The organism is Candidatus Obscuribacterales bacterium (assembly GCA_036703605.1).
Lineage (GTDB): Bacteria > Cyanobacteriota > Cyanobacteriia > RECH01 > RECH01 > RECH01.
Map to the genome: position 1 here is coordinate 20,470 of DATNRH010000923.1, position 10,627 is coordinate 31,096.

At 51.6% G+C, this 10,627-nt stretch carries 9 protein-coding genes; 5 read left to right on the top strand and 4 right to left on the bottom strand.

Going from position 1 to position 10,627, the window contains the following annotated elements:
* Nucleotides 1-165: 165 nt before the first annotated feature.
* The 4 genes from V6D20_19035 to V6D20_19050 all read right to left on the bottom strand — a co-directional run bounded on the left by V6D20_19035 (nt 166) and on the right by V6D20_19050 (nt 4,817).
* The gene (locus tag V6D20_19035) at nt 166-1,521 is read right to left on the bottom strand and encodes an MATE family efflux transporter (GenBank protein HEY9817876.1); all 1,356 of its coding nucleotides are present in this window, start codon (nt 1,519-1,521) and stop codon (nt 166-168) included.
* Between the two features lie 451 nt (nt 1,522-1,972).
* Entirely contained in the window at nt 1,973-2,566 is a 594-nt protein-coding gene (locus tag V6D20_19040) for a pentapeptide repeat-containing protein (GenBank protein HEY9817877.1), read from the bottom strand.
* Between the two features lie 276 nt (nt 2,567-2,842).
* Nucleotides 2,843-3,958, bottom strand: a complete 1,116-nt coding sequence (locus V6D20_19045) for a ParB/RepB/Spo0J family partition protein (GenBank protein HEY9817878.1) — start codon at nt 3,956-3,958, stop codon at nt 2,843-2,845.
* 85 nt (nt 3,959-4,043) lie between these two features.
* A complete protein-coding gene (locus V6D20_19050) occupies nt 4,044-4,817 on the bottom strand; it encodes a ParA family protein (protein ID HEY9817879.1) in 774 nt (257 codons plus the stop codon).
* A gap of 624 nt (nt 4,818-5,441) precedes the next feature.
* Between V6D20_19050 and V6D20_19055 the strand changes: the two genes are divergently transcribed.
* The 5 genes from V6D20_19055 to V6D20_19075 all read left to right on the top strand — a co-directional run bounded on the left by V6D20_19055 (nt 5,442) and on the right by V6D20_19075 (nt 10,497).
* A complete protein-coding gene (locus V6D20_19055; protein ID HEY9817880.1) occupies nt 5,442-6,473 on the top strand; it encodes a PDDEXK nuclease domain-containing protein in 1,032 nt (343 codons plus the stop codon).
* Nucleotides 6,474-6,677: 204 nt separating this feature from the next.
* Entirely contained in the window at nt 6,678-7,001 is a 324-nt protein-coding gene (locus V6D20_19060) for a hypothetical protein (protein ID HEY9817881.1), read from the top strand.
* A gap of 172 nt (nt 7,002-7,173) precedes the next feature.
* A complete protein-coding gene (locus tag V6D20_19065; protein HEY9817882.1) occupies nt 7,174-8,493 on the top strand; it encodes a calcium-binding protein in 1,320 nt (439 codons plus the stop codon).
* 177 nt (nt 8,494-8,670) lie between these two features.
* Nucleotides 8,671-9,489, top strand: a complete 819-nt coding sequence (locus tag V6D20_19070) for a hypothetical protein (protein HEY9817883.1) — start codon at nt 8,671-8,673, stop codon at nt 9,487-9,489.
* 126 nt (nt 9,490-9,615) lie between these two features.
* Complete coding sequence (locus V6D20_19075) at nt 9,616-10,497, top strand: tetratricopeptide repeat protein (protein HEY9817884.1); 882 nt, start codon at nt 9,616-9,618, stop codon at nt 10,495-10,497.
* Nucleotides 10,498-10,627 lie beyond the last annotated feature (130 nt).

Consider the following 10,627-nt stretch of genomic DNA (forward strand, 5'->3'; position numbering starts at 1 on the left):
GGATCTGGCCGGATGCGGGGACTATTTTAAGATGTCCTAGCCAAAAGTTTGCCAATTTTTCAATCATGTGCATTGAATGATTGGGTTCATCTGCTGACCCGAAGTAGGCCAACGATCGCTGCTCATGGCCGGTGTGTATCTGGCAGAACTGGGGGGGAGGTAGCCTCAATCTGGGGAAGCTGGAACCGCCGGATCCAGGGCTGGAGCCGTGGTTTTGAGGCTTTTGGGAACTTGGAGGCCCAATGTAATCACCCGAGTCATCATATAGAGGGCTAGGGCTAGCCAAAGAAGTTGTTCATTTTGCCAATAGCCTGCCAGTAGAGCCGTGGGTGCAAATCCAATGCATGTGGCAATTACAGCGGTATTACGTAGGATGCAGCCTTGGGTCAGTCCTAGAAAATAGCCATCTAGGATATAAGCGATCGCCCCAAATCCCAGAACAGGCAGTAACCAGCCAATAACCTGTGGAATATGGTTGAGAACGGGGGTATGGGAGGTTAGGAGTTGAAATAAGGGACGTTGAAACGCGATCGCCCCCATCGAAATGATTAACCCTAGAGCTAAACTCAGTCCCAGAGATAACCCTAGCAGGGGCTTTAATCGGGTCAGATCTTTTTGACCATGGAAACTTCCCGTAAAACTTTCCGTAGCGAAGGCAATGCCATCGATAAAATAAGATGTGAAGGAGATAACCTGCAGCAGTAATGTATTAGCAGCTAGAATAACGGTTCCAAGCATAGAGCTGAGATTGGTGAACCAGGAAAACGCCAATAGCAGCGCAAAGGTGCGAATCATAATATCGCCATTGAGCACTAGGGTGGTGCGCAGAGCTTGCCAGTCTAAGAGCTGTTGGGTCAAGCGTTGTATGGGTACCCGTCGCAGGTCTCCCCAAGCGAGCAGCAGACCTAGGCTGGCCATCGCCACTTGGCTGAGCATCGTGGCCCAACCCGCTCCGGCACTTTCCCAACCGAGTTGGACAATCAGCCAGTAGTTCAGAATTACATTACTGCCGTTGGCGACCAACGAGAGCAGGAGCACCCGTTTTCCCTGTCCTTGCCCCAAAAACCACCCGAGTAAAACAAATCCTAGGAGATTGGCTGGCGCGCCCCAAATCATGGCGTTGTAATAGGCGAAGCCCGCATCTTTCACCTCGGGCGGGGCGCTGAGAATAGCAAATCCTAGCTGTCGCAGCGGTACCTGGAGAACCAACAGCCCCACCGCAATGGCGATCGCTAAACAGCCATTGCGAACACCGACACCCGCGATCTCATCTTGGTTGCCCCGGCCAACAGCCTGGGCCGTGAGCCCCGTGGTGCCCATGCGCAGGAAGCCGAAGCTCCAATAGAGCACATTGAACAGCACAGACGCGATCGCCACCCCGGCTAAGTGACGAATATCGTTGAGATGTCCCAAAAAAGCCACATCCATGAGGCTGGCTAAGGGCACCATGAGGTTGGACACAATATTGAGGATCGCCAGCCGCAAAAACGGTTGGTAAAATCGATGGCTCGGACTCTCCATGATGGCTTCTTCTGCTTCCAATCTGGTCTGGGATGGCTTGGCGCTGGACGCCGCAAGGAGCCTGTATTCTAACGATCTTTTTGGGGCGGCGATCGCGTCACCCGATTGGGTGAACAACATGGAGTAGGAAAGAATCGCCCGAGCACAGGACGCTCGGAGTCCATCGATTCTCTAATCTGAATATAGAACAGCAAAACTACGATGCACTACATCCCCAGCTCGCCTGGGGCTTTTTTTGTCTATGCGATGGAGGTGGACTCCGTTCCATGGAGCTGCCAGGTTTCAACTCCGCTCAACCCTCTTCTGATCAGGATTGGAGCATAGAGCGACCTTGAAAGGCTTGTCAATCGTTATGTCCTTCCACGGAGCGATCGCTTGATGAATTAGAGCGATCGCCCCTGACATAAGGCGATCGGCGAGCCAGGATGTCCTAACAACAACAGCTTGAGCGTTAATCTATGTGGCGATAGCCATTGGGCAAAACCGTCAGACGGTCAATGTTGGCATCCTTGAGAACTGCTGCCTGGGCGCGGAAAAGATTGCAGTCTATCAACTGGGTTTCTTTGAACATCGCGGCTGAAAGATTGGAGTTGGACAGATCAACGCGCTTGAGCTGAGCATGGCTGAGATCGGCGGAGCGTAGGTCAGCCCCTTGGAGCGAGATGCGTTGGAACAGCGTGTTCCAACAGGTGGCATAGCAAAGATTAGCTCGATTCATCAAACTGTCTTGGCAGTCTGCCTCAGAAAGATCGACGGATTGCAGCTTGGCGTGGCTCAGATCAGCATGGTGCAACCGCGCGCCGCTAAGATTGGCTCTGCTAAGATTGATGTAAGGTAAATAGGCATGGCTCAGATCGCTGCCTTCGAGGTTAATGCCCGGAAGTTCCCCTTCAAAGAGATGGGCTCCACTTAAGTCTACGTTTTTGAACTCTCGCCGCCCGGCAGCATAGTCACGATAGAGATCGTCAACACTAATCCTTTGCATCACAATATTCGTCACGTCATACCCCAATGCCGCACTGGCATGGAGACCTGGCAACCGCATAAGTATTTATGCTTATTAAATTATGTTACGTGAGGCTTAACGTCTTCTGGGCATCACTTAACGGTTTTTTTAGAATTTGCCTTGATTCAGAGACATCTGAGAATTTTTTGATAATGTTCCTGATGCTGGGGGGGTGTCCTGTAAGAAATGAGTGGTAGATGCACCCTGATTGATTCATCCCTAGGCAACCCCTAGGGATTTTTTTTTTGCTTGTTGGTTTTCTTTGCGGTTGATATTGGGTGATCGCTCCTCGCCAGACTCACAAGGAATAGGGCATCACAACAGCGATTCAAGTTGTTCGAGTAATCGGGCAATCTTTTTCTGGCTGGCTGGATCTGACCAAGCCGGCGATCGCTTGCCTCGGGTATAAATCTGCTTCAGGCGCTGTTGCAGATTGCTAGCTGAGTTGGTAGCTGAGTCGGTGGCTGGGTCAGTAGCTGAGGAGGATTTAGGAGGTGGAGAGGCAGTTTGTTGGCGAATGCGATCGCGAATTTGGCTGAGGGAGAGATGGTCTTGGATGGCTGTAGCCAGGAGCGATCGCCGCTGGGATTCGTCTTTTACACGGGCGATCGCCATAGCTTTGGTGTAGGCCAGCTTGCCTTGGCGTAGCGCTGTGAGAATGTGCTCATCTAAATTCAGCAGGGGCAGACGATTGCAGGTGAAGGATAGCCAGCTCATGCGCCCCAGCTCGTCAAAGATGGCTTGAATGGTTTGGGCTAGCTCTATATCCAGCGCAGGAATAACGTTATTCCTAGATGTTGATGCTGGAGTTTCGTCATGGGCGATCGCGGCTGGATCGGTGGTGACGTGCGTAGGAATAACGTTATTCCTAGATGTGGTTGGCGGAGTATCGTTTACCGACAAAGAGGCGGCCGGCAGGGAGGATAGCCCAGATTTCTCGGCGGCATTCTTCATCTGATACAGCAGATTTGGCACCTCTTCTACAGGGCGATCGAGGCGAATAGCCAACAGATTCAGCAAGCTTTCCGTTTCATCGAGGGGGTTGAGATCATCTCGCTGCAGGTTTTCAATCAGGGAAATGTGAAGGGCTTCACTGTCCGACAGTTCACGAATGACTACCGGCACATCGGTCAGTCCTGCCGTTTGGGCTGCTCGATAGCGCCGTTCTCCAGCAATCAGTTCATAGGGTTTTGTCGCGTGGTGGGCGCTGGGGCGGACAATCAGCGGCTCTAAAATGCCATGGAGCTGCACAGAGCGCGTTAACTGCGCCTGCTTGTCTGGATCAAAATAGCGGCGGGGTTGGGGAGTGATTTGAATATCAGCGATCGCTACAAATTCTGCTGCCGCGATCGCTGCATCGTGGAAGAGATCATTCAGGGGATTGATAGGAGTGACATCTAAGCCATAGGGGCGATCGCGTTTTCGAGTCATTCGGTAAACGTAGGGTTAGATACTAGATGTTGGATACTAGACGTTGAACGTAGGACGCTGACGGCCCTAATTGCCGATCGTGAATTCACAGCAATTTTTCGACATGATCCACAATCGACGATAGGCTGGCGATCGCTTTATGGCGTTTGTCATAAAGCGCAAGGGGCAAACGGGCTTCCGCAGCATCGGCAAATCCGGTAGACCAAGGAATCGGATCGTAGACGGGCGCAACGGTGGTAAAGCGGTCTTGAATAGCTTTTAAGGTGCGCTCATCTTGACTACGGCGGGCATCAAAGAGGGTCGGTGCAAAACCGGCCACCGCCAGCTTACGATTCGCGCGTCGCTTCACCCGCGCTAGAGTATTCATCAATAAATTAGTGCCCGCAAAGGCCTTGAACTGAGTCTGAATGGGCACCAGCACATGGGTAGCGGCTACCAGACTGATGTAGCTGAGCAGCCCTAAGCTAGGTGGACAGTCGATCAAAATCACATCATAGCGATCGCTGACGGGTTCAAGAGCATCTTTGAGGCGGACATCACGCATGTCTGCCGACACTAGCACCAGTTCTGCTGCCGAGAGATTGATATTAGCAGGACAAAGATCCATGCCATAGATGTCGGGTTGAATGGGCAAATCCATCACCGTTTGTGTTGTTTCATCGTCCACTAAGGCGTTGTAAAGCGTGATGGCTAGGCTATCGGGATCGAGACCCATGAAAGTGGTTAGGGATGCTTGGGGATCCATATCAACGAGCAAAACCCGGCGCTGTCGCTCGGCAAGCTGGTAACCAAGGTTCATGGTGAGGGTACTTTTCCCAACACCGCCCGATTGATTGAAGAGGGCGAGAGTAATGCTCATGGACATCGGTGGAGTGGTGGAAAGGTCTAGGAATGGGGATGGTGAAATTTTGGGTTAGGAATAACGTTATTCCTATGGGGTGAGATGGTAGGTGGTTTGGCTGCTTGGAGAGCGATCGCTTAGTTAGAATTTTAGGCTAGGAATAACGTTATTCCTAGATGGCTATCAACGTACACACCATGTTTTGCTGACGCCATATTTTGTTGACAGTAGATGTGAGCGAGCTGTCTATGTAGGATGGCAGAGCAGAGTGACGGAACAGAATGATGAAGATGACGTGAAGTGAGGTGGGTGAAGCTACTACTGGGATGTAGATTGTGCGGAGATGTTTATTCTAGTCTGCAGGATGGGCATACTCTGTTTACGCTTAACAGAGCATCTACCCGGTATCCTATCCACCGGGTTTTTTTATGAATTTTGCTTGGTCTATCAAAAGGAAGGCGATCGCTCTTTTGTCCTTGGGCATTCTATATATATAGACACATCACTTAGACGTTCCCCGGGCCCGCCGGGGATTTTTATGCAAACCTAGTTGTTCTGAGAGCCTTGCATGGATGCTTGCATGGAGGTGGAAGCTGGTTCAAGCACAGACTAGAATAGCGGAATTCCCTGCGATCGCCCTGTATGACTCTCACCTTCCCCGAGCACTATGATGCCCTGCTCATCCATCTCAAAGCGCAAATCCGCACGGCGCAGGTGAAGGCGGCCCTATCGGTGAACCGAGAACTGGTGATGCTCTATTGGCAGATTGGTACCGCAATTTTGCAACAGCAGCAGCAGCAAGGTTGGGGGGCAAAAGTGATCGATCGCTTGTCGGCGGATCTGCGTCAGGCATTTCCTGATATGAAGGGCTTTGCTGCCCGTAACCTTCGCTATATGCGGGCGTTTGCTGAAGCCTATCCAGATCTTGAACTGGTGCAACAGCTTGTTGCAGATATTCCCTGGGGGCATAATGTCCGCCTGTTAGACCGGGTCAAAAATCTAGATGAACGCCTTTGGTATAGTCGCCAAACGATTGAACATGGCTGGAGTCGTCATGTTTTAGAGCACCAGATTGATGCCGATCTCTACCATCGGCGCGGTCAAGCCCTCAATAACTTCGATCGCACCCTGCCGCCTGTCCAATCGGATCTAGCCCAAGATCTGCTCAAAGATCCTTACCACTTTGATTTTTTGAACCTCAGGGATGATGTTCAAGAGCGTGATCTGGAGCGGGCATTGCTGCAATCGATCTCCGCTTTCTTGTTGGAATTGGGGGTTGGTTTTGCGCTGGTGGGCAATCAATATCACCTCACGGTAGACGGAGATGACTTCTATATTGATCTGTTGTTCTATCACCTGGCGTTGCGCTGCTACGTGGTGATTGATCTGAAGATCAGCAAATTTGAGCCAGAATTTGCCGGCAAAATGAACTTTTACCTAGCTGCTGTGGATGAACGCCTGCGTCATGCTGACGATCAACCAAGTATTGGCATTATTTTGTGCAAGGGAAAAAATAAAACGGTGGTGGAATATGCCCTGCGGGACATTGGCCGGCCCATGGGTGTGGCAGAGTACCAACTGACGCGATCGCTGCCTGAACAATGGCAAGAGCAGCTCCCCAGCGTTGAGGCCCTGCAAGCGAAGCTCGAAACGCGATCGCTAGATTTATCCTAGAGCTAACCTGAGATCGAGCTAGGCTGAAAGCCTCGTTCTCTCGGGGTCTGAGATCTTGACTCTGTCATCCAACAAGCTGAACAACCCCCCTTAACCCGAACTGACGTTAGAGTTAGAAAGATCCTGTGGTTTTTGCTCTTCATCTAACCCTGGCTCAGCCCTGCTTGCTTCTTCGCTCTCCCTATGCCGTCCTAATCCCGTCCTATGTCTCAACCTCCCTTCGATTTCGATTCTCAATCTGGCATTGATGACTACCTGCTGCAACGTCGTCGTCCGTTGCAGGATGACGATGTGCTCGAAAAGGTGTTTGTTGAACCGGAGATCCGCGAACGGGCGATCGCCACAAGGAACAAGCTGCGACGATTATTTTTGATGCTGTTAGCCTTTGGATTGGGTATGGGCCTGTTGGTGGGGGGAGGGGTGGCGATCGTCATGTATCGTTTTGGTCTGGCGGAGAAGCCCCAGTCTGACCAAGATCTGCCAACGCTACGCGATTTACCTCAATATCAAGATGATGCAACGCCGTAATCCGATACTTCTTGAGGTGGCTCAATCCTTTGATCCAGCAGGCGAATGAAGTTTTGGTGAAGCAAGCTAAGTACTTCGTTAAAAGACGGTAGCTCTGGGTTAGGAGCCGAGGGAGCGATCGCTCTTCCATGGCACATTGAGGATATTTTCACATCCTTGATGGGAGTAAAGTATGGCGATTTCCTTAGTTAGTTCGCGGCAAGGACGATTTGGTGCAGCCGCATGGTCTGCCGATGGGAGTGGCCCAGAAAGAGCGGCCTTGGGGCATCAGGTGCCTCTCTTCTCAAATTTTTCGGCCTACTATTACTTGGCCTCCCGAGACTATGGGCGCATTGATCGTCGGTCTCAAGGGGCGGCCTTTGGCTCTGGCATTGAGTCTCAGTTCCACAATTTTTCAGATGCCCTCAGCAACAGCCCATTCTCCGTTCGTGATTTGACCTTGAGTTTTGGCCTTTACTCCTTGGGCAACGATGTGCGTGGGCGAGACTGGTCTCTTTCAGGCACGAACGAAACCCGTTTCTATCAAGGAGGAAGGGTTGTTCTGAAGATCAATGGCCAGCCCATGGTGCAGGCGATCGCTCCCAAGCTCACCATGGCGATTAATTACAACACGATTAGTGAGTTCTTGGATGATCGCATTTTTGGGATGACGGAGCGCATTCCAAGATTCACTCTGGTCAATAACAGTTCTCCCCAAGTGCGATCGCTCGGGCGGGCTTTTTTGAACGATGTCTCGGAGTTTGGTGCGCGGTTTATTTTTGATAATTTTCAGCCTAGCAACCAGTTTGATTTTGCCCAAAATGGCCGGTTTGGAGGTTTCTTTGAGGTCACATCCATGCGCTTAGAAACTGGCGTGGCTGCTACCCGTCCCAGCTTAAACCGATTGGGCGTTCGTATAGTGGATGGCAATGCCCAACGTAATGCTCTAGGTGGCAGCCGGGGGGATGATGTGATTCGAGGGTTTGATGGCGATGATGTTTTGCGCGGCCAGGGAGGGAACGACCTGCTAATCGGTGGCAATGGGAATGATCGATTGCTAGGTGGTATTGGTAACGATCGCTTAGAGGGTGGCATTGGCAACGATCGCCTGGAGGGAGGTGATGGTAACGATATCCTTCTTGGCGGCAGCGGTAATGACATTCTGGTGGGCGGCGGCGGCAATGATGTTCTTATTGGCGGCCGTGGTGTAGATATCCTTAGCGGTGGCCTGGGCAGCAACTCCTTTGTTTATGAATCTGTGCAAGAAGGAGGCGATCGCATTCTGGACTTTAACCCTCAGCGGGATGTGCTCGATTTCCGTACCATGTTGAACAGCCCTGAGTTTGGAGCCCGCAATCCATTCAGGCAATATGTGAGATTGGTGCAGCGGGGTGCGAGAACCGTGGTGGCTATTGACGTGGACGGCGATGCCAGACGCGGTGGTTTCCAGACGTTTGTTATCCTAGACGCCGTCAATCAAAATGCGATCAATGCCCGACATGTTTTGGTATAGCCATTGGCTGAAGCTGCCTAAAATCTCCACGCTGTCTTCAGCCTGATTCTGGCCAGGTTAAAGCATCGCGCAGAATGTAGGTAGTTGCGAAAAAATTCACTATACTTGGGCGATCGCTCCTCTCATGTTCATGGGCAGTGCAGGAGAAGCGATCGCTTTCTTCGTGAGGTAACAAGGATGACCGATGATTTAGCTGGAAATACGCCTAGGCAAGCGTTTAACCTGGGCACGTTTACCAACACCACTCGTTTTGTTCGAGAATTGGTGGGTTTGCGCGATTCGGCTGATGTGTACAAAGTTAAATTTGCTAGCAGTAGCTACACAGTTATTTCTCTGATCAACCTCCGCAGTGATGTGGATGTTCTTACCCTCGATAGCCGTGGGCGACAACTGCAACTGCTGGATAATCCCGGTCGTCAGTCGGAGTTGGCCTATGGCTTCACCCCTGCCGGTACCTACTACATCAAGGTGCTTTCTGCAGATAATCGCAACTCGGCCTATCGGCTAACGGTACATTCTGTGGTGGTGCCAGCGGCTCAGTTACCGTCCAACCAAACGCGATCGCAGATGTTTATGGGGAATGGGCTAACCCAGGGAGCCCCGCAGCCAGGGACGACTATTCGATCGATTGATCGGTTGCGATCGCGTCTGCAGAATGACGATCAATTTTCCACCGCAACAAATCTAGGACTGTTTGCGAACCGTACGATGAATGTCCGGGATGTCATTGGCGGACGTGATGCGTCAGATATTTATCGGATTAAGGTCACGGACGACAGCCATGCGGTGATTTCCCTCACCGGTCTGCGTGGAGAAGCGGGATTTGTCACGTACAACAGTAATCTCCAACGAATTGCTGTGTTTGATAATCTAGGTCGCCAAAATGAGCTGGCGTTTGGCAATACCGTACCCGGTACCTATTACATCCAGGTGTTCTCCACCAGTAATCAGGAAACGTCCTATCGCCTGACGGTGCATACATCTGAGCTACCCTAGCGTTGGTTGGTCGAAGGTGTACAGGACTTTCTGGATCAAGTTTGTACAATAGGACAATACATCCTGCCGAGGTCATGGGTCATGATAGCTTTGGGTTTCTCTGCCTCGTCGTTCCGTAGGTCGATTGTGCTGCTCAGTCTTGGATTAGGGCTAGGATTGCCGATGCCAGCGATCGCCGTGGCTTCGCAGACGGACTCGATTCTGCAACTGGTGCAGCAGGGAGAGGCGGCGGAAGCTGACAAAGATTACACTGCAGCTGCAGAGATTTGGCAGCAGGTGATTGACCGAGAACCCAGTAATGCATCAGCCCATGCCAATTTAGGCAATGCTTTGCGAGAGTTAGGGCAGTTGGATGAGGCGATCGCTGCCTATGGTCAAGCGTTAGATCTAGACCAAGACTTAGCCGATGCCCACAATGGGTTAGGGGTAGCGTTCAACCGCCAAGGCAATTTAGATGAAGCAATCGCTGCCCATCAACAGGCGATCGCCCTGGATCCAGAGTTGGTGAGCGCCTACAACAATTTGGGCGTGGCGTTGGCTAAGCAAGGACGACTAATAGAAGGGCAAGCTGCCTTTCAAGAGGCGATCGCCATCGACCCGGACTATGCCTCGGCCTACAGTAATTTGGGGATTGTTCTGCGTCAGCAAGGTCAGCTAGAGGCAGCGATCGAGATCTATCAACAGGCGATTCAGATTAGCCCTGACGACGCCACGATTCATAACAATCTGGGCGTGGCGTTTTATAACCGCAATCAGTTTGAGGCGGCGATTACTTCCTATGAGGCAGCGATCGCCCTTGATCCTGACTATGCCTCGGCCTACAACAATCTGGGTAATGTGCGATTTCTTCAGAATCAGTTTGAGGCGGCCGCATCTGCCTATCGGGAAGCCCTACGGCTCCAACCTAACTATCCTGAGGCTCAACGCAATTTAGAGTTGGTGCAGCAAATCTTAGATGCTCAGGAAGTGAGAGCACCAGATGAGAGACCATCTGGTGAGTTGCCCTAGATTTCTCAGGATGGCAGCCAGGGACGATCTGTTGGCGAGGTGTCAATCCGCCAGCGATCGCTCAATCTAGTGCTGCTGGGTTGATGGGGAATTCTGAGTGTCCTCAAGGCGCGATCGCACTTCTCTCACA

Coding starts and splice junctions, on each gene's coding strand:
- V6D20_19035 (HEY9817876.1), bottom strand. CDS start 1,521: ATGGAGAGTCCGAGCCATCGATTTTACCAACCGTTTTTGCGGCTGGCG.
- V6D20_19040 (HEY9817877.1), bottom strand. CDS start 2,566: ATGCGGTTGCCAGGTCTCCATGCCAGTGCGGCATTGGGGTATGACGTG.
- V6D20_19045 (HEY9817878.1), bottom strand. CDS start 3,958: ATGACTCGAAAACGCGATCGCCCCTATGGCTTAGATGTCACTCCTATC.
- V6D20_19050 (HEY9817879.1), bottom strand. CDS start 4,817: ATGAGCATTACTCTCGCCCTCTTCAATCAATCGGGCGGTGTTGGGAAA.
- V6D20_19055 (HEY9817880.1), top strand. CDS start 5,442: ATGACTCTCACCTTCCCCGAGCACTATGATGCCCTGCTCATCCATCTC.
- V6D20_19060 (HEY9817881.1), top strand. CDS start 6,678: ATGTCTCAACCTCCCTTCGATTTCGATTCTCAATCTGGCATTGATGAC.
- V6D20_19065 (HEY9817882.1), top strand. CDS start 7,174: ATGGCGATTTCCTTAGTTAGTTCGCGGCAAGGACGATTTGGTGCAGCC.
- V6D20_19070 (HEY9817883.1), top strand. CDS start 8,671: ATGACCGATGATTTAGCTGGAAATACGCCTAGGCAAGCGTTTAACCTG.